Annotated in this window: 16 protein-coding genes; 1 reads left to right on the top strand and 15 read right to left on the bottom strand. The window is 62.4% G+C overall.

Annotated features, from left to right (window positions below):
• Positions 1 to 61: 61 nt before the first annotated feature.
• Positions 62 to 1,297, bottom strand: coding sequence for an aspartate kinase (locus R6G97_RS13355; RefSeq protein ID WP_043209416.1), 1,236 nt, complete (start codon positions 1,295 to 1,297; stop codon positions 62 to 64).
• An 86-nt stretch (positions 1,298 to 1,383) separates the two neighbouring features.
• Positions 1,384 to 4,008 carry an alanine--tRNA ligase gene (gene alaS / locus R6G97_RS13350; RefSeq protein WP_289717031.1) on the bottom strand — a complete coding sequence of 875 codons (2,625 nt, stop codon included), beginning with the start codon at positions 4,006 to 4,008 and terminating at the stop codon, positions 1,384 to 1,386.
• 387 nt (positions 4,009 to 4,395) lie between these two features.
• Here alaS and R6G97_RS13345 point away from each other — a divergent pair, with 387 nt between their 5' ends.
• A complete protein-coding gene (locus R6G97_RS13345; protein ID WP_102081343.1) occupies positions 4,396 to 5,232 on the top strand; it encodes a hypothetical protein in 837 nt (278 codons plus the stop codon).
• 158 nt (positions 5,233 to 5,390) lie between these two features.
• On the opposite strand, the gene astE is transcribed toward R6G97_RS13345, so the two are convergent.
• The 13 genes from astE to acs form a co-directional block, all read right to left on the bottom strand.
• On the bottom strand, positions 5,391 to 6,398 hold the full coding sequence (gene astE, locus R6G97_RS13340) for a succinylglutamate desuccinylase (protein ID WP_102081344.1): 1,008 nt from the start codon (positions 6,396 to 6,398) through the stop codon (positions 5,391 to 5,393).
• Between the two features lie 11 nt (positions 6,399 to 6,409).
• Positions 6,410 to 6,697, bottom strand: a complete 288-nt coding sequence (locus R6G97_RS13335) for a hypothetical protein (protein ID WP_043209409.1) — start codon at positions 6,695 to 6,697, stop codon at positions 6,410 to 6,412.
• Positions 6,698 to 6,710: 13 nt separating this feature from the next.
• Positions 6,711 to 8,060, bottom strand: a complete 1,350-nt coding sequence (gene astB, locus R6G97_RS13330; RefSeq protein WP_317847085.1) for an N-succinylarginine dihydrolase — start codon at positions 8,058 to 8,060, stop codon at positions 6,711 to 6,713.
• 23 nt (positions 8,061 to 8,083) lie between these two features.
• A complete protein-coding gene (gene astD, locus R6G97_RS13325; protein WP_289717030.1) occupies positions 8,084 to 9,547 on the bottom strand; it encodes a succinylglutamate-semialdehyde dehydrogenase in 1,464 nt (487 codons plus the stop codon).
• Complete coding sequence (astA, locus tag R6G97_RS13320; RefSeq protein WP_043209403.1) at positions 9,548 to 10,573, bottom strand: arginine N-succinyltransferase; 1,026 nt, start codon at positions 10,571 to 10,573, stop codon at positions 9,548 to 9,550.
• Between the two features lie 81 nt (positions 10,574 to 10,654).
• Positions 10,655 to 11,674 carry an arginine/ornithine succinyltransferase subunit alpha gene (aruF, locus tag R6G97_RS13315; RefSeq protein WP_043209401.1) on the bottom strand — a complete coding sequence of 340 codons (1,020 nt, stop codon included), beginning with the start codon at positions 11,672 to 11,674 and terminating at the stop codon, positions 10,655 to 10,657.
• Between the two features lie 148 nt (positions 11,675 to 11,822).
• A complete protein-coding gene (locus R6G97_RS13310) occupies positions 11,823 to 13,043 on the bottom strand; it encodes an aspartate aminotransferase family protein (protein WP_182941534.1) in 1,221 nt (406 codons plus the stop codon).
• Positions 13,044 to 13,370: 327 nt separating this feature from the next.
• Positions 13,371 to 14,351 (bottom strand): transcriptional regulator ArgR, encoded by a 981-nt coding sequence (gene argR / locus R6G97_RS13305; protein ID WP_043209396.1) that lies wholly within the window; start codon positions 14,349 to 14,351, stop codon positions 13,371 to 13,373.
• 99 nt (positions 14,352 to 14,450) lie between these two features.
• Complete coding sequence (locus R6G97_RS13300; protein ID WP_043209394.1) at positions 14,451 to 15,215, bottom strand: ABC transporter ATP-binding protein; 765 nt, start codon at positions 15,213 to 15,215, stop codon at positions 14,451 to 14,453.
• A 22-nt stretch (positions 15,216 to 15,237) separates the two neighbouring features.
• A complete protein-coding gene (locus tag R6G97_RS13295; RefSeq protein WP_043209392.1) occupies positions 15,238 to 15,936 on the bottom strand; it encodes an ABC transporter permease in 699 nt (232 codons plus the stop codon).
• Positions 15,933 to 16,622 (bottom strand): ABC transporter permease, encoded by a 690-nt coding sequence (locus tag R6G97_RS13290; RefSeq protein ID WP_043209390.1) that lies wholly within the window; start codon positions 16,620 to 16,622, stop codon positions 15,933 to 15,935. Before R6G97_RS13290 ends, R6G97_RS13295 begins: the two co-directional genes overlap by 4 nt.
• Positions 16,623 to 16,712: 90 nt before the next feature.
• Positions 16,713 to 17,498 (bottom strand): ABC transporter substrate-binding protein, encoded by a 786-nt coding sequence (locus R6G97_RS13285; protein ID WP_043209388.1) that lies wholly within the window; start codon positions 17,496 to 17,498, stop codon positions 16,713 to 16,715.
• Between the two features lie 524 nt (positions 17,499 to 18,022).
• Positions 18,023 to 19,984 (bottom strand): acetate--CoA ligase, encoded by a 1,962-nt coding sequence (gene acs, locus R6G97_RS13280; protein ID WP_317847084.1) that lies wholly within the window; start codon positions 19,982 to 19,984, stop codon positions 18,023 to 18,025.
• Positions 19,985 to 20,012: the final 28 nt, after the last annotated feature.

The raw sequence follows: 20,012 nt of genomic DNA, 5'->3' as shown, positions 1-20,012 counted from the left end.
TACCTGCGCAACAGCCAGAAACGCGAAGGGCGCGGCAAGCCGCGCCCCTCCAGGCAGCGTCTTACTCGCCCTGTCGGGCAGGAGCGTCAAGTTCGAACGCGGTGTGCAGCGCGCGAACAGCCAGCTCCAGATACTTCTCTTCGATGACGACCGAGACTTTGATCTCGGAGGTGGAGATCATCTGGATGTTGATGCTCTCCTTGGCCAGGGCTTCGAACATGCGGCTGGCGACACCCGCGTGGGAGCGCATGCCGACGCCGACGATGGAAACCTTGGCGATGTTGGTGTCGCCGATCACTTCACGGGCGCCGATTTCACGGGCGGTGTTCTCCAGCACGCTATGCGCCTTCTCGTACTCGTTGCGGTGCACGGTGAAGGTGAAGTCGGTGGTGTTATCGTGCGAGACGTTCTGCACGATCATGTCGACTTCGATGTTCGCCGCGCTGATCGGACCGAGGATCTTGAAGGCAACGCCGGGGGTATCCGGCACGCCGCGAATGGTCAGCTTGGCTTCATCACGGTTGAAGGCGATACCGGAAATGATCGGCTGTTCCATGGATTCCTCTTCATCAATGGTAATGAGGGTACCCGGACCCTCCTTGAAGCTGTGCAGCACGCGCAGCGGAACGTTGTACTTGCCTGCGAACTCGACCGAGCGGATCTGCAGCACCTTGGAGCCGAGGCTGGCCATTTCCAGCATCTCCTCGAAGGTGATCTTCTCCAGGCGCTGTGCCTGTGGCACCACGCGCGGGTCGGTGGTGTAGACACCATCGACATCGGTGTAGATCTGGCACTCATCAGCCTTGAGCGCTGCCGCCAGGGCCACGCCGGTGGTGTCGGAGCCGCCACGACCGAGGGTAGTGATGTTGCCGTGCTCATCGACCCCCTGGAAACCTGCCACCACGACTACGCGACCGGCCTTGAGGTCGGCGCGAATCTTCTGGTCGTCGATCTGCAGGATGCGCGCCTTGTTGTGCGCACTATCGGTGAGGATTCGCACCTGGTTGCCGGTGTAGGACACTGCCGGCACGCCACGCTTGATCAGGGCCATGGTCAACAGGGCAATAGTCACCTGTTCGCCAGTCGATACGATCACATCCAGCTCACGCGGGACGGGATGATCGGTAATCTGCTTGGCCAGGTCGATCAGGCGATTGGTTTCTCCGCTCATGGCCGAAAGCACTACCACCAGGTCGGTGCCTTGGTCGCGGAATTTCTTGACCTTGTCGGCAACCTGCTCGATCCGCTCGATGGAACCGACAGAGGTGCCGCCAAATTTCTGTACGATCAACGCCATTTCAAAGCTGCCTCAGCCCACGATGGGCACCCAATAAACAATCCATCACGCCAAGGCCCACTACTAGACAGTGGGCCTCGGTCATCTCAAAGCCCCTGCTCGGCGAACGGCACGGCCAGGGCCAGGGCATCGTCCAGCGCAGCGACGTCGACGCCACCACCCTGGGCCATGTCCGGACGGCCACCGCCCTTGCCACCGACTTTCGCAGCGGCCTGTTTCATCAGGTCACCAGCCTTGAGTTGGCTGGAGAGGTCCTTGGTCACGCCGGCCACCAGCACGACCTTGCCCTCATGCTCGCTGCCCAGCAGGATCACTGCGTGGCCGAGCTTGTTCTTCAGCTGATCGACCAGGGCCAACAGAGCCTTGCCGTCCTGCCCATCCAGGCGAGCGGCGAGAACCTTGGCGCCCTTGACCTCAACGGCCGCATTGGAGAGATCGTCCCCGGCGGCGCTGGCGGCCTTGGCCTGCAGCTGCTCGAGCTGCTTTTCCAGCTGACGGTTGCGCTCGAGCACAGCCGACAGCTTGTCGATCAGGTTGTCACGATTGCCCTTGACCAGCTGCGCGGCTTCCTTGACCTGCTCTTCGGCAGCGTTCAGGTAGGCCAGCGCGGCGGCGCCGGTGATCGCTTCGATACGGCGTACGCCAGAGGCCACGCCGCCCTCGCTGATGATCTTGAACAGGCTGATATCACCGGTACGCTTGGCATGGATACCGCCGCACAGCTCCACCGAGAAGTCGCCACCCATGGTCAGCACGCGCACGGTATCGCCGTACTTCTCGCCGAACAGGGCCATGGCGCCCTTGCGCTTGGCGGTTTCGATGTCGGTGATCTCGGTTTCCACCGCAGTATTCTTGCGCACTTCGCGGTTGACGATGTCTTCCAGCGCCTTGATCTGTTCAGGCTTCACCGCCTCGAAGTGGCTGAAGTCGAAACGCAGGCGCTGGCTGTCGACCAACGAACCCTTCTGCTGGACATGCTCGCCCAGTACTTGGCGCAGCGCTTCGTGCAGCAGGTGAGTGGCGGAGTGGTTCAGCGAGGTGGCGTGCTGCACGTCGGCATCGACCTGCGCCGCGACCTCGGCACCCACGCTCAGCGCGCCACTGGCGACAACGCCGTGGTGCAGGAAGGCGCCACCGGTCTTGGTGGTGTCACGCACATCGAAACGCATGTCGCCGGCCTGCAGATAACCGGTGTCACCTACCTGGCCGCCGGACTCGGCGTAGAACGGGGTGCGATCCAGGATCACGACGCCCTGCTCGCCTTCGCCCAGTCGCTCGACGGACTGACCATCCTTGTACAGGGCAACGACCTTGCCCTTGCCTTCGGTGGTGCTGTAGCCGAGGAAGTCAGTGGCTACATCGACCTTCACCAGGCTGTTGTAGTCCATGCCGAAGGCGCTGGCGGAGCGGGCACGCTCGCGCTGGGCCTCCATCTCGCGCTCGAAGCCGGCTTCGTCGATGGTCAGTTCGCGCTCACGGGCGATGTCGGCAGTGAGGTCCATGGGGAAACCGTAGGTGTCGTACAGTTTGAACACCACGTCACCTGGCACTACGTCACCCTTGAGCTGGGCCAAGTCCTGTTCGAGGATGCGCAGGCCTTGTTCCAGGGTCTTGGCGAACTGCTCTTCCTCGGTCTTGAGAACGCGCTCGATGTGCACCTGCTGGGCTTTGAGCTCAGGGAAGGCGTCGCCCATTTCGGCCACCAAGGCCGCGACGATCTGGTAGAAGAAGCTGCCCTTGGCGCCGAGCTTGTTACCGTGACGGCATGCACGACGGATGATGCGGCGCAGCACATAGCCGCGGCCCTCGTTGGAGGGCAGTACACCATCGGCGATCAGGAAGCCGCAGGAACGGATGTGGTCGGCGACAACTTTCAGCGAAGGTTGATCGTCGTTGCTGCAACCGATGGCCTTGGCCGCGGCGGCCAGCAGACTGCGGAACAGGTCGATCTCGTAGTTCGAGTGCACGTGCTGCATGACCGCACTGATGCGCTCCAGGCCCATCCCAGTGTCCACCGACGGGGCCGGCAGCGGGTGCAGGACGCCATCGGCGGTGCGGTTGAACTGCATGAAGACGTTGTTCCAGATCTCGATGTAGCGGTCGCCGTCCTCTTCTGGCGAGCCGGGTGGGCCGCCCCAGATGTCCGGGCCGTGATCGTAGAAGATCTCGGTGCATGGACCGCATGGGCCGGTGTCGCCCATGGTCCAGAAGTTGTCGGAAGCGTACGGCGCCCCCTTGTTGTCACCGATGCGCACCATGCGCTCGGCCGGTACGCCGACTTCCTTGGTCCAGATGTCGTAGGCTTCGTCGTCGCTGGCGTAGACGGTGACCCAGAGCTTTTCCTTCGGCAGGTTCAGCCACTTATCGGAGGTCAGGAAGGTCCAGGCGAAGGTAATGGCATCGCGCTTGAAGTAGTCGCCGAAGCTGAAGTTGCCCAGCATTTCGAAGAACGTGTGGTGACGAGCGGTATAACCGACGTTTTCCAGGTCGTTGTGCTTGCCGCCGGCGCGTACGCACTTCTGGCTGCTCACGGCACGGGTGTAGGCGCGCTTCTCCGCACCCAGGAAGCAGTCCTTGAACTGGTTCATGCCTGCGTTGGTGAACAGCAGGGTCGGGTCGTTGTTCGGGATCAGCGAACTGGAGGCGACTCGGGTATGTCCCTGCTCTTCGAAGAAGCGAAGGAAGGCTTCACGGATTTCGGCGCTTTTCATAGGTTCTTCCACGGAAACGGCGGCCCTAAGGGGCAAACACGTCGACGAAACGACGGCAAAGGGCCGCATTATATCGGTCCTGCAAGCAAGGTGCAGTGTGTTTATGCGATAGAAAGCGTCGTTTCGACGGCTTTTAAGGCGCTTGCAAATTAAAAAGACATGGCCGGATGCTAAATGCAGCCTTTCGCCACTGGCAAGCCCATTACCGCCCAAGGGAATGGAAAATGGAACAGACGGTGATGAAAAGGTTTTTATCAGAGATTGGCGGCCAGAATCGGACTGTCCCCCCATTAGCACAGGGGCCACCCTTTCGGCCCTACATGTATAGCGACGCGTCCGCCCTCTACCGGCTTAGCCTGCCCTCCCCACTCAAAGGAGGTCACGCTGATGACAACCCAAACAGCAAACGCACAGATCATCGATGGCAACGGCAAAGTTCAGGAAGTCGCTATCGGCGAGATGGACGAGGCCATCGCCTACGACAATCCGACCGAGTCACAGCTCACCGCAGCACGGGTCTATTTCAACTACGAGCTGTTTGATCTCTACAAGGCAAGCAATGTCCATGTTCAGCGCAGGCTCATCGAAGCGATCGACGCCGGGACTGTGGCCGGCACACTCGACGAAATCCTGGTCTGGCTCACCACCACCGACGTGACACTGCGCCAGGAAGGCGCCTTCACCCTGCAAGCCGATGGCCAGCCTTTGACCATCCAACAAGCCTCGCCGAAGCAGCGCATTCATCTGCTGTTCATGGGCACGGAAGCCCCGGCGCATCTCACCGAGGGCGTCACCCTTCCTCTGCGCGTGGACGGCAACGCAGGCGCGCAGGCGCAATTCGAGGTCACGGCGATCGACCATCTGTATCTCTACGGCACACCGCAGTTCCAGGAAAGGGTATTTGAGCAGTTGGCCTTGCTGCCAGGCTATCCGCAGCTCAGCCGGCTATTGGATACGGCGCGCAAGCAGTACGCCACGGTGCCTGACATCGTATTGATGCAATGCCATGCAGGCCCGCCCCAACAGGGCCCCGGCTTCGACCTGCACAGGGCGATGCCGGACAAGTACGCCCATCTGTTGAGCGGAAACTACACGGTCGTGCTCTATGATCCCTACGATGCAGAAGGCCTCGACGGGCTCACCACGCTCCTGCGGATGCTGCAACACGCATACGACACCCTGGCGTCCGGCATGTTGTTCCCAGCCCCAACGCAGGGCGACTGACCACCTCAAGGCCGGCTGAGACCGGCGCCGGACACAATGAAAACCCCTGCCCTGAGGCCGCTTTTAGCCTTGGGGCAAGGTTCAGGATCTGGGTATGAGCTTGGCCAAAGAAAGGCGCGGACGCGCCAGGCCTGGAAGTATGAGAGTCTGCGAACGCGTCAGCCAAGCTCACCGGCCAACGCAGGCACGATCAAGATGCCAGCGCGCAGCCCATTCCTGACCTTGGGGTTGGGGAAAATGATGCGCGCGCCCTCCTCCTCGACGACCCAGCGCATTTCAGCCAGGTCTTCAGCCAGCAGGTAGCCCTTGCTGAGCTCAGAGAAGTTTTCGATGTCAGCGGGCAGGTGCAGGTGGAAGTTATCGCTGTGCTTGATGATCTCGCGGGCGACGCTGAACAGCTGCAATCCATCGAGGCTCTCTTCGCGCTCAGGCTCGTTGCCTTCGATGATCTGCAACAGGCGAGCCTGCAAGCGGTCCAGGTTGACTTGCTGGTTATGACCAAACGGCCGCGCCTTGCCCAGCTCCAGCGTGAAAGCCTCGGCTTCCAGTTGCTCGTAGGTGAAAGCACTGAAGGTGATCGATGACTTGTTCTGCAGCAACACCGCTTCCATCCCCGCGGCGTTCAGGCGAGCCAGCTCACGACGGGAATGGCGACGCCCTTCCTTGTACGGATACAGCGCGAACTGCTCGATCTTCGAACCCCGGATCGCCGTGTGCAGGTCGTAATGCAGGCGGGTACGCCCCGGCAGGCTGAAGAACACCCGGGCGAACTGCTCCAGCTCTGCCGCGCGCAAGGCCTCGGGGCCACTGGAGAGTTCATGCCGACCGTTGAACAGGCGGTTGATGTCTTGCTCGACGTAACGCTCGCCCTTGCGGATCGCCTCGGGATTGCCGAACAGGAACAATACACGCGCCCGTGGCTTGATCTCGCCACGGGCCACACCGTGGAGGAGCTCGTCGAGCAGTTCAATGGGTGCGGTTTCATTGCCGTGGATGCCGGCCGACAGCAGCAGGTCCAGGCCATTGTCCTTGCCTTCGGGCGGACGTACCTCAAGGGCGCCCTCCCCCAGCCAGCGCAAGCGCACGCCCTCGACCGTCACTTGCGTTTTCTCGGCCGGTTCATGATCGGCCAGGGTCAGGTCAAGCAGTTTTCCGAGGGCGAGCATAGGGCGTTTCCTTAGTGATGGTGACCGCAATCCGGGCCATGCACGTGATCGTCGTCACCGACTTCAGCCGGCTCCATTTCCAGTTGCAGGCTGACCAGGTTGGTCGCCATGGGGCGCAGCAGCAGGTTGGCGTATTCGGTATCGCCTTCCTCCACGTCGACGCCGATCAGCAGCTGGCCGCGGCCATCCTGCTGGATCCAGACTTCCTTGCCCTGCCAGACCACAGCAAAGCGAGTGCAGGAGGTTTCCAGCTGGGTACCATCGTTGTCTTCAAGGATCAGCCGCAGGGCATCGGACATTACAAGTTCTCTCTCAAGGTTGGCGTTGGAACGGATAGACCGAACCCAGTTTCAGGATTTGGGTCAGCTCATCCAGTGCCGTACGGCATTCGTCCAGCAGTTGCGGGTCGGCCAGGTCCGCTTCGCTCAGGCGATCGCGGTAGTGCTTGTCGACCCACTGGACCAAGGTATCGTACAGCGGCGCGGTCATGATAACGCCTGGATTGACCGCTGCCAGTTCGTTGTCCTTCAAAGCGACCCGCAGACGCAGGCAAGCCGGGCCACCGCCGTTCTGCATGCTCTGCTTGAGGTCGAACACCTTGACTTCCTTCACCGGGCCACCCTGGCTGGTCAACTGCCCCAGGTAGGACCATACCCGCTCGTTGTTACGGCACTCCTCCGGCACCACCAACAACATGGAGCCATCATTCCGGCTGAGCAGCTGGCTATTGAACAGGTAGGAGCGCACCGCGTCCTCCACCGTCACCTCGGCCCGCGGCACACGGATCGCCTGGAAGTTGCCGCCCTTGCTGGCCAGTTTAGCCTGCAACTGGCCAAGCACCGTATCGGTCTCGAGGAAGGCATCCTCGTGATAGAACAGCACTTCGCCATTGCCTACCGAAATCACGTCGTTGTGGAACACACCCTGATCGATCACCGCCGGGTTCTGTTGAGCGTAGACCACACCGTCATCGGCGAGCCCGTGCAGCCGTGCCACAGCCTGGGACGCTTCCAGGGTCTGGCGCGCCGGGTACTTCTGCGGCGCCGGGTACCGGCTGTCGAAGGCGCTGCGCCCGTAGACGAAGAACTCAACGCCTGGCTCGCCATAGGTACGGCAGAAGCGCGTGTGGTTGGCCGCACCTTCGTCACCGAATTGGGCGACTGCCGGCAGGGCCTGGTGGTGGGCGAAGTGCTTTTCGTCCGCGAACATGGCGCCCAGCACACGGCTGGTGGTGGGGTGCTCGATACTGCGGTGGTACTTGCAGTTCAGGTTGGCAGCGGTGAAATGCACGCGGCCATCGGCGGTGTCGGCGCTGGGGCTGACGGTCGCGGCGTTGGCCACCCACATGCTCGAGGCCGAGCAGCTTGCCACCAGCAGAGGCATGGCCTCTTTCGCCGCGCGGCGGATCACCTCGGCGTCGCTGCCGCTGAAGCCCAGGCGACGCAAGGCTGCGACGTCCGGACGCTCCTGCGGGGCCAGCACGCCTTGCTTGAAGCCCATGTCGGCCAGAGCCTTCATCTTCGCCAAGCCTTGGCGCACCGCTTCACGCGGGTTGGACTGCTGCTGGCTGTTGCTCTGCGAAGCCACGTTGCCGTAGGACAGACCACCATAGTTGTGGGTAGGCCCCACCAGGCCATCAAAATTCACTTCGTAGGATTTCATCGGCTAGGCTCCGAGACCTGTTGTTATAGGGTGACGCCCGGCGTCAGGGTCGCCGGCAGAGTGAGGCTCGCGGTCTCCAGCGAAGCCACTGGGTAGGCGCAATAATCAGCCGCGTAATAGGCGCTGGCGCGGTGGTTGCCGCTGGCCCCGACGCCACCGAACGGCGCGCTGCTGGCGGCGCCGGTCAGTTGTTTGTTCCAGTTGACGATGCCGGCGCGACTGCGCAGCCAGAAGTACTGGTAGCGCGCCCGGGAGTCCGACAGCAGCCCTGCGGCCAGGCCGTACTGGGTGTTGTTGGCCTCGTCGATCGCGGCATCGAAGTCGCTGTAGCGGATCACTTGCAGCAGGGGGCCGAAAAATTCTTCGTCCGGGCGGTCAGCCACAGCAGTGACGTCGATGATGCCGGGGGTCAGCAGGGCAGCGCCGGCTTGTGGCTGGGTCATCTCCAGCAGCGCCACGGCGCCTTTACCCAGCAACTCGGCCTGGGCATCCAGCAGTGCGCGGGCGGCCTGCAGCGAAATCACCGACCCCATGAACGGCGCCGGTTGCTGGTCGAACGCGCCGACACTGATGTCACGGCTGACTTCGACCAGACGCGCCAGCAGCGCGTCACCCCAGGCGCCTTGAGGCACCAGCAGGCGGCGAGCGCAGGTGCAGCGCTGGCCGGCGGAAATGAAGGCAGACTGGATGATGGTATAGACGGCAGCGTCCAGGTCCTGGACCTCGTCCACCACCAACGGGTTGTTGCCGCCCATCTCCAGGGCGAGGATCTTGTCCGGACGACCAGCGAACTGCTGGTGCAACAGGTTGCCGGTACGGCTGGAGCCGGTGAAGAACAGACCATCGATACCGGGATTGGCGGCCAGCGCGACACCGGTCTCACGGGCGCCTTGCACCAGGTTGAGCACGCCTGCCGGCAGCCCCGCCTCGATCCAACACTTGACGGTCAGCTCGGCCACCTTGGGGGTCAGCTCACTGGGTTTGAACACTACGCAATTGCCCGCCAGCAAGGCCGGGACGATGTGGCCGTTGGGCAGGTGGCCAGGGAAGTTGTAAGGGCCGAACACCGCCACCACGCCGTGGGGTTTGTGTCGCAGCACGGCAGTGGCGTCGGCCAGTGGCCCACTCTTCTCGCCCGTACGCTCACGGTAGCTCTGCACCGAGATGGCCACTTTGTTGACCATGCTGGTGACTTCGGTGGCCGATTCCCACAGAGGCTTGCCGGTTTCCTCGCCGATGCAGCGGGCCAGGGCGTCACCATTGGCCTTGAGCTTTTCGGCAAAGGCTTCCAGCACACCGATGCGCGCATCCAGGCTCAACTGCGCCCAGGCTGGAAAGGCCTGGCGTGCGGCCTGCACGGCTGCCTGCACCTGCGCCTCGTCGGCCCCCTGCCCCTCCCAGACTACGGCCTGGGTCACCGGGTTGAGCGATTGCAGGGCCTGGCCCTGCCCGGCCTGCCATTGGCCGGCGATGTAATGGGTCGTCATTTAATTGGCCTCCCGGCTAGCGGACAGCGTCACGGCGCGCACACTGTCGCCGGCCCCCAGGCGCAGGCGCTTGGCGGTCTGTGGATCGACCACCAAAGTGCCAGCCGCCAGGCGTGCCGGCGCCGCGGTGATGCGGCAGTCCTCGCGCTTGCGGTTATGAATCAGATAAGGGGTCGCATCGTCGCCTGGCGTCCCGACCGCCAGCACCAGGGTCTGGCTTTCGCGCACGGCACGGATCTTCGAGGTTTCGCATTCGATGGCCGGGCCGGCGTCGAAGATGTCGACATAGCCCTGGTAACTGAAGCCTTCGCGCTTGAGCATGGCCAGCGCAGGCTCGGTGTCGGGGTGCACACGACCGATGATGTTGCGCGCAGCCTCCGACAGGAAGCAGGTATACAGCGGGAACTTGGGCATCAGTTCTGCGATGAAGGACTTGTTGCCTACACCGGTAAGGTAGTCGGCCTGGCTGAACTCCATCTTGAAGAAGTGCCGCCCCAGGCTCTCCCAGAATGGCGAACGACCGTTCTCGTCGGACATGCCACGCATTTCGGCGATGATCTTGTTGCCGAACAGCTCTGGGAATTCGGCGATGAACAGCATGCGCGCCTTGGACAACAGGCGGCCATTGAGGCCGCTGCGGTAGTCGCCCCGCAGGAACAGGGAGCACAGCTCGGAGTTGCCCGTCAGGTCGTTGGCCAGGAACAGGGTCGGGATCTCGCGATAGATCTTCAGTTCCTGGGAGGCGCTGACGGTCAGGCCGACGCGGTAGTTGTACCAAGGCTCGCGCAGTCCCACGGCGCCGGCGATGGCGCAGATGCCGACCACCAGGCCTTCGTCGTTCTCCAGCACGAACAGGTAGTCGGTATCAGCGCGCTCGGCCTCGCCACGGAAGCTCTTCTCGGCCCAGCCGACACGGTGTCCGAGGCGACCTTCGTTGGCCGGCAAGGTGGTCAGGCCGGTGCCGGTGCTGCGTGCCAATTCGATCAGCGCGGGTAAGTCGCTGCTGCGTACGGGACGAACGATCATGCTATCTCCTTGTGCGGCGGCTCGTGCCTACCGCGAATCTCTCTGAACCGGCGCCCCGACACGGGCGGGCCGGGCGCAGGCTTAGACGGCGACCAGGCGGACACTGCCGCCCTCACCGACCCCCAGGGCATCAGCGGCTTCGTGGCTGAGGCTGACCGGTTTACCCGGCACCCAGTCCAGCTCCAGCAGCACGGCGCGGTAATCCTGCAACTGGCCGTTGCAGACCAGATAGGCGCGCCCGCCCTTGATCGGGCTATCGTCGAGTTTTACCGGCACCACCCGGCTCTGGGCGATCGAGCGGATGCCCGAAGTGCGCGCGTGCAATGTCGGGCCACCGTCGAAGATGTCGATGTAGTGCTCGGTCTCGAAGCCTTCGCGCATGAGGATGTCGAAGGTGATCTGCGCTCGCGGATGGACCTGGCCCATGGCCTCCTGGGCCTCATCGGCCAGCAGCGGCACGTAGATCGGGTAGTGCGGCATCAGTTCGGCGAGGAAGGTGCGGCTCTTCAGGCCACACAGGCGCTCGGCGTCGGCGTAGTTGAGATCGAAGAAGTTGCGACCGATGGCGTCCCAGAACGGCGACTCCCCCTGCTCGTCGCTGTAGCCGACGATCTCGGTGACCACCGAATCGGCAAAGCGCTCCGGATGCGAAGCCATGAACAGCAGACGACCGCGGGAGTTGAGTTCGGCGAAGGCGCTGTTCACCAACTCCGGCAGCACGTAGAAGCTGGTCAGCAGGCTGTTGCCGGTCAGGTCGTGGCACAACGACAGGACGTGGATCTTGTTGTGGATCTTCAGCTCGCGCGAGGCGTGCACGAAGGTCTCGTTACGAAAACTGTAGAACGGCTCGGAGTAGCCCGCCGAGGCGACGATCGCCGAGCAACCGACGAGCTTGCCGGTTTCGTTGTCCTCAAGGACAAAGAAGTAGCTTTCTTCGCCGTTGAAGCTCACTTCGGCGGCAAACGACGTTTCCGAGGCGGCGATCTTGTCGCCCAGGCGACCGGCGTCGTCGGGCAGCGAGGTGACACCAATGGGGCTGTCGGCAGCCATGCGCTGCACTTCGTTCAGATCCGCCATTTGCGCGGGGCGCATCACCAGCATGGTGTCACTCCTTTGGGAAAACAGGCCGACGCATCGGCACGGAAAAACAACGGGCGCGCTACTTCGTTGGAAAGCGGGCGCCCGCTCAGAAATTCGGGTATCGCCAGCCCCGACCGCAGTCAGGGCCGGCGAAGGTGACCGCGGGCTATCAGCCCTGGGTCAGCTTGGCCACAGCACGCTCGAAGCGCGCCAGACCTTCGTCGATGTCAGCATCTTCCACCACCAAGCTCGGGGCGAAGCGCACCACGTCCGGGCCGGCTTGCAGGACCATCACGCCTTCTTTCTCGGCGGCATTGAGGATGTCCTTGGCCTTGCCTTTCCAGGCATCGCTGAGCACGCAACCGATCAGCAGGCCGACGCCACGCACCTGGGTGAACAGGCCGGACTGCTGGCCGATCTTCTCCAGGCGAGACTTGAAGCGCTCGTGCTTGGCCTTGATGCCGGCCAGCGTCTCAGGCGTGTTGACCACGTCGAGCACGGCGCAGGCCACGGCGCAGGCCAGCGGGTTACCGCCATAGGTGGTGCCGTGGGTGCCGACGGCCAGGTGCTTGGCAAGGTCGGTGGTGGTCAGCATGGCGCCAATCGGGAAACCGCCGCCCAGGCTCTTGGCGCTGGTGAGGATATCCGGGGTCACGCCATAGTGCTGGTAGGCATACAGCGAGCCGGTACGGCCCACGCCGGTCTGCACTTCGTCGAAGATCAGCAGCGCGTTGTATTCGTCGCACAGCTTGCGCGCGCCTTCCAGGTAGGCCTTGTCAGCCGGAACCACACCACTCTCGCCCTGGATCGGCTCGATCACCACAGCGCAGGTCTTGTCGGAAATCTGGGCTTTCAGCGCTTCGAGGTCGTTGTATGGCACATGGCTGATACCGGTGATCTTCGGACCGAAGCCATCGGAGTACTTGGGCTGGCCACCGACACTGACGGTGAACAGGGTGCGACCGTGGAAGCTGTTCACGGTGGCGATGATCTCGTGCTTCTCCGGGCCGAAGCGGTCATGGGCCACGCGACGGGCCAGCTTGAAAGCGGCCTCGTTGGACTCGGCGCCAGAGTTGCAGAAGAAGGCACGCTCGGCGAAGGTCGCGTCCACCAGCTTGTGGGCCAGGCGCAGGGCCGGCTCGTTGGTGAAGACGTTGGACACATGCCACAGGGTATTGGCCTGCTCGGTGAGGGCCTTGACCAGCGCCGGATGGCAATGACCCAAGGCGTTCACGGCGATACCACCGGCGAAGTCGATCAGTTCGCGACCCGACTGGTCCCAGACTCGGGAGCCCTCGCCTCGCACAGGAATGAAGGCCGCCGGAGAATAGTTGGGAACCATGACCTGGTCGAAATCGGCACGTTGCACCGGGGCTTGCTCAACGGACATCTGAGTCTCCTGAAGAGGAACGCTGGCCTGGAAGTGGCGAGCGATGGGGGGATTGTAAGGACTGATCGGCGCCTGTCCTTGCTGCCAGGCGACAACTTGTTACAGCGCAAAACCCTGTTTCAGGCAGGTTTTCGGCAATGCGACAAACACTGTCGCAATCGCGCAGTGTACGGGAGAGAAAGGGATGGGTGAACGGGTGTTCACATAAGAAGAGCGGTGGCCTTTTCGCAGGTGAGCCCGCCCCACAGGCCACGCCGGGCACCAACGCCGACGGGGACCTGCAGGCGCAGGTTCACCTGCGAAAAAGGCCGACTCGAACGATCAGACTCAGCCCTTTTCGGCAGGCGCCGAACTGAGCTCGAACGGGCTGGCGCTGCGCCGCTGATTGCGGTCTTCGCGCGGGGTGGCCCCAAAGAAGTTACGGTAGGCACTGGAGAAATGCGGCCCGGAGGAAAACCCGCACGACAACCCGATCTGGATGATCGACTTGCTGGTCTGCATCAGCATCTGCCGCGCCTTGTTCAGGCGCAGCTCCAAGTAATACTGGCTGGGTACGCGATTGAGGTACTGCTTGAAGATTCGCTCGAGTTGCCGACGGGACACGCACACGTGCTGGGCGATTTCGTCGGTGGTCAGCGGCTCTTCGATGTTGGCCTCCATCAGCAGCACCGCCTGGGTGAGCTTCGGATGGCTGGAGCCGAGCCGATTCTGCAGCGGAATACGCTGGCGCTCGCCTCCTTCACGGATGCGCTCGACCACCAGCTCCTCAGACACCGCTCCGGCAAGCTCGGCGCCGTGATCACGCGCCAGCACCGCCAGCAGCAGGTCGGTGACAGCCATGCCACCGCATGCGGTCAGGCGATCACGGTCCCAGTCGAATAGGTGACTGGTGGCGATGACCTTGGGAAAGCGCTCGGCAAAGTCATCCTGCCAACGCCAGTGCACTGCGGCGCGATAACCATCGAGCAGACCCAGCGCCGCCAGCGGGTACACACCGGCCGACAGACCACCGATCAGGCAACCGCTGCGCGCCAATTGCTTGAGCGCGGACGACAGGGCCGAGCCCACCGCCACTGGCGGCTCATCCGCCAGAAGAAAGAGCTTCTGACAGCCCTCCAGACGACCGCTCCAAGGCTCGCCCGGCAAGCGCCAGGCCCCGTCGGGCGCTACTTCAGCCTGGAGAAACACCAACTCGTAAGACACATCCGGATGCACCCGCTGGGCGACCTGCAGCACTTCCTCGGCCAGCGCCAGGGTCAGCGGCCGGGTACTGGGCCAGATGAGAAATCCGATTCGCTGGGTGGTCATAGGGCGTGGTCCGAAACCTGGGATCGTTCGTGTCTGTGGCGCCGGGTCAGGCTGCGCTTCGCTGCGCAGCATGCCCTATTCTGGTGCAAGGTGCAGCCTTTACTTCAGGCTGCCGGAAAGAAACTGCTTGAGTCGCTCCGACTGCGGATTGACCAGCACTTCACGCGGGTTGCCGCGCTCTTCCACCAACCCCTTGTGCAGGAACACCAATTGGTTGGACACCTCACGGGCGAAGCCCATTTCGTGAGTCACCACGACCATGGTGCGGCCTTCCTGAGCCAGCGATTGCATGACCTTGAGCACATCGCCCACCAGCTCCGGGTCAAGGGCCGAGGTCGGCTCGTCGAACAGCATCACCTCAGGCTCCATGGCCAAGGCCCGGGCGATCGCGACCCGCTGCTGCTCACCACCGGACATGTGCCCGGGGAAGGCATCCTTGCGATGGGCCACGCCCACCTTGTTCAAGTAGTGCTCGGCTTTTTCCAGCGCTTGCTTGCGGCTCACGCCCAGCACATGCACAGGAGCCTCGATCACGTTCTCCAGCGCCGTCATGTGCGACCAGAGGTTGAAGTGCTGGAACACCATCGACAGGCGCGAACGCATGCGCTGCAACTGTTTGGGGTCGGCGGCCTTGAGGGCGCCATCCTTGCCGGGGACCAGCTTGAGCTCTTCATTGTTGAGCAGGATCTTCCCGGCGTGCGGCTGCTCGAGCAGGTTGATGCAGCGCAGGAAGGTCGACTTGCCCGAACCACTGGAGCCGATGATGCTGATCACGTCGCCCGCCTTGGCTTCGAGCGAAATGCCCTTGAGCACTTCGTGGCTGCCGTAGCGCTTATGCAGGTCTTGGACTTGAAGTTTGTACATGCTGTCGGTTCTCACAGAGCGATCAGTGCTTGCGTGGCGCCAGGTAGCTGAGCCAGCGGCGTTCGGCCATCTTGAACAGGCGCACCAGAATGAAGGTCAGGCACAGGTAGAACACGCCCGCCGTGATGTAGGCCTCGAAAGGCAGGTAGTACTGGGCATTGACGGTACGTGCCGCGCCCGTGATGTCGATCAGGGTGACGATCGAGGCCAGACTGGTGGTCTGCAGCATCATGATCACCTCGTTGCTGTACTGCGGCAGCGCCCGGCGCAAGGCCGACGGCAGCAGGATGCGGCGGTACATCATCATGCGCGACATGCCCATGGCCTTGGCCGCTTCGATCTCACCGTGCGGGGTGGCCCGCAGACTGCCGGCGATGATCTCGGCCGTGTAGGCGCTGGTATTGATCGCAAAGGCCAGGCACGCGCAGAAGGTCGCGCTCGACAGCCAGGGCCAGAGGAAGCTTTCGCGCACGGCTTCGAACTGCGCCAGACCGTAGTAGATCAGGAACAGCTGCACGAGCATCGGCGTGCCACGGATCACATAGGTATAGAGCCAGGCGACCAGGCTCACCAGCGGCTGCTTGGAGACACGCATCAGGCCCAGGGGAATGGCCGTCAGCAAGCCGAAGAACAGCGACAGCGCCAGCAGCTTCAAGGTGGTCAGCAGGCCGCCCAGGTAAAGGGGCATGGCCTCCCAGATGACGTTGTAGTCGAAGATCATAGTTCAGCCACCTTTACGCCCACCGAATAGCGTCGCTCGAGGTACTTCAGGGCCAGCAGCGAGATGCTGGTGAGCACCAGGTACAGTGCCGCTACTGCCAGGAAGAAGGTAAAAGGCTCGCGTGTGGCGTCGGCCGCCTGCTTGGCCTTGAACATCATGTCCTGCAGGCCGACCACCGAGATCAGCGCCGTGGCCTTGGTCAGCACCAACCAGTTGTTGGTGAAGCCCGGGATCGCCAGACGGATCATTTGCGGCACCATGATGCGGAAGAAAACCTGCATGCCGCTCATGCCATAGGCCATGCCCGCCTCGGCCTGCCCTTTGGGTATACCCAGGAAGGCACCGCGGAATGTTTCGGAAAGGTACGCACCGAAAATGAAGCCCAAGGTGCCCACACCGGCCACTAACGGATTGAGGTCAATGTAGTCTTCATAGCCGACCAGCGGCGCAATGCGGTTGATCAGATCCTGACCGCCATAGAAGATCAGCAGGATCAGCACCAGGTCTGGAATGCCACGGATCACCGTGGCGTACATATCACCCAGCCAGGCCAACCAGCGTACTGGCGACAAACGCAGCGCCACGCCGATCAGGCCAAGCACGATAGCCAGGGCCATCGACGACAGGGCGAGCTGCAGCGTCAGCCATGCCCCATCGAGGATGACTGCCCCGTAGCCTTTCAACATGATTGGGATTCCTCGGGACTTGGAATGAAAAATGGTGCAAACCTCAGAGCCTCTGCTGTTTGCACCATTGCACAGGTGAAACCCGACGTCTTACTGAGCTTCAGGCCCATAGATGTCGAAGTTGAAGTACTTGGCTTCGATGGCCTTGTACTTACCGTTCTTGCGGATCGCGTCGATCGCGGCATTGATGCGCTCACGATTGGCGTTGTCGCCCTTGCGCACGGCGATGCCGACGCCGTCACCGAAGTACTTCACGTCGGTGAACGATGGACCGACGAAGGCAAAGCCCTTGCCGGCGTCAGTCTTGAGGAAGCCGTCCTCGAGCAGGGTGGCGTCGGCAACGGTGCCGTCCAGGCGACCGGCTGCGACGTCGAGATAGATTTCGTTCTGAGTGCCGTAAGGCACGACGGTGGCCCCTTTGGGCGCCAGGACTTCCTTGGCGAAGCGGTCATGGATCGAACCGCGCTGCACGCCGATCTTCTTGCCGCTGAGTTCATGCAGGTCTTCGCTGACCTGAGTGCCATCCTTCATGACCAGGCGAGCCGGGGTCAGGTAGTAGCGCTTGGTGAAGTCGACCGACTTCTTGCGGTCTTCGGTGATGGACATGGACGAGAGAATGGCGTCGATCTTGCGCACTTTCAGCGCCGGGATCAGGCCGTCGAACTCTTGCTCGACCCAGGTGCACTTGGCTTTCATCTCTTCGCACAGGGCGTTGCCGATGTCGTAGTCGAAACCGGCGATGCTGCCGTCGGGTTGCTTGAAGGCGAAGGGTGGGTAGGCAGCCTCGATACCGATTTTCAACGGTTTCTCATCGGCCTGCGATACCAGGGACAACACGGACAGCGCCAGGGCGCCAAGCAGTGCGAGCTTCTTCATCAGGTAACTCCATCGGTACAGGGCAATACAAGGCAGGTGTAACGACTGCCCGACATGCGAATGGGTACAACGCGAGCCGCGGGGGTATCGACCAAGGTCGCAGACCACAAGCGAGTGAGTGGCATTTTAACGACAGCCCGGTGGCCGATATTTCTTCAAAGCGACAACTACTTACAGAAGCGCCTTGAACCGCGGCGGGCGATATTGACAGCTCCCGCGCAATATGCAAGAGCAAAAGAAAAATAACCTATAAGCCAAGCAATAAGCGGGCCTATTATTGGCAAAGCCTTGTACTCCGGCAAGTCCAGCGTGCCAGCTTGCAAGAAAAGCCCGCGCGCAGCACCACAAAGGTATCTAACTGTTTCGACTCGCCCCGCTTTTGTGCGAATCCGGTGACAGGAAAGGTTACCGATGAATGTCGGGTAACATCCCTCCAGTAAAGCAAAAACCCCGCCGGTTGCCCGAGCGGGGTTTCGTTGTTTCGAAAAACGCGAGCGAAAGGGGCGCGAAGCGCCCCACAACCATCACGCCGACGCCAACGCCATCGACTTGTGGGTGTCGATCAGATGCTGCACCACCCCAGGGTCGGCCAGCGTCGAGATGTCCCCCAACGCATCGTATTCACCCGTGGCGATCTTGCGCAGGATGCGCCGCATGATCTTGCCCGAGCGAGTCTTGGGCAGCCCCGGCGCCCACTGGATCACGTCCGGCGAAGCGATCGGGCCGATCTCCTTGCGCACCCAGTTCTTAAGCTCCAGACGCAGCGCCTCGCTCGGTTGCTCGCCAGCATTGAGCGTCACGTACACATAGATGCCCTGCCCCTTGATGTCGTGCGGCACGCCCACCACCGCAGCTTCGGCGACCTTGGCATGCGCCACCATGGCGCTTTCGATCTCGGCCGTGCCCATGCGGTGACCGGATACGTTGAGCACGTCATCGACGCGGCCGGTGATCCAGTAGTAGCCATCCTCGTCACGGCGGGCACCGTCACCGGTGAAATACATGCCGCGGAAGGTCTTGAAGTAGGTATCGACGAAGCGGTCGTGGTCGCCGTACAACGAACGCGACTGGCCCGGCCAGGAGTCGAGGATCACCAGGTTACCCTCGGCAGCGCCCTCGATCAGATTGCCCAGGTTGTCCACCAACGCCGGCACTACGCCGAAGAACGGACGGGTCGCCGAGCCAGGCTTCAGGCCCGTGGCGCCTGGCAGCGGGCTGATCAGGATGCCGCCCGTCTCGGTTTGCCACCAAGTGTCAACGATCGGGCAAAGCTCCTTGCCCACAGTCTGGTAGTACCAGTTCCAGGCTTCAGGGTTGATCGGCTCGCCCACCGAACCCAGCAGGCGCAGGCTGGAGCCGTCGGCACCGGCCACTGCGGCCTGCCCTTCGGCCATCATGGCGCGAATGGCAGTCGGTGCGGTGTAGAGAATGTTGACCTTGTGCTTGTCGATGATCTTCGACACGCGGGTGATGTCCGGGTAGTTCGGCACGCCTTCGAACAACAGCGTGGTCGCGCCGTTGGCCAGAGGGCCGTAGACGATATAGCTGTGACCGGTGACCCAACCCACGTCGGCGGTGCACCAGTAGACTTCGCCCGGACGGTAGTCGAACACCCGCTCGTGGGTCAGTGCGGCGTACACCAGGTAGCCACCGGTGGTGTGCAGCACACCCTTGGGCTTGCCGGTCGAGCCGGAGGTATAAAGGATGAACAGCGGCTCCTCGGCACCCATTTCCTTCGGGGCGCAGTGGCTGGAGGCGACCTTCATCAAGTCCTCGTACCAGATGTCACGGTGCTGGTGCCAGGCAATGTCACCGCCAGTGCGCTTGCACACGATGATCTTCTGAACGCTGCTGGTTTCAGGGTTGGTCAGAGCCAGGTCGACATTGGCCTTGAGCGGGGTACGACGACCACCGCGCACACCTTCGTCGGCGGTGATGACGACCTTCGAGCGGCAGTCGATGATGCGCCCAGCCAACGCCTCGGGCGAGAAGCCACCGAACACCACCGAGTGGATCGCGCCGATGCGTGCGCAGGCCAGCATGGCCACCACGGCCTCAGGGATCATCGGCATATAGATAGTCACCACGTCACCGCGGTGCACGTCCTGGCCACGCAGGGCGTTGGCGAACTTGCAGACCTGCTCGTGCAACTCGCGATAGGTGATGTTACGGCTGTCAGCCGGGTCGTCGCCTTCCCAAATGATGGCGACCTGATCGCCACGCTCGGCCAGATGACGGTCGAGGCAGTTGTAGGAAACGTTCAGAGTGCCATCAGCGAACCACTTGATGTCGACATGGTGATCGTCGAAGGAGGTCTGCTTGACCTTGGTGAAGGGCTTGATCCAGTCCAGGCGCTGGGCCTGCTCGCGCCAGAAGCCGTCCGGGTTGATCACCGACTGCTGGTACATGGCCTTGTAGGTGGCCTCGTCGGTCAGGGTATTGGCCGCAACCTCGGGACGAACGGGATACAGGGGAGCCGCACTCATCTGTTTTACCTCGGTGTAATAGTTGTTT

It is taken from the genome of Pseudomonas sp. HTZ2 (assembly GCF_033173945.1).
GTDB classification, from domain to species: Bacteria; Pseudomonadota; Gammaproteobacteria; order Pseudomonadales; family Pseudomonadaceae; genus Aquipseudomonas; species Aquipseudomonas guariconensis.
The sequence above is the reverse complement of the archived record's forward strand: the minus strand, read 5'-3'. Positions and strand labels throughout refer to the sequence as shown.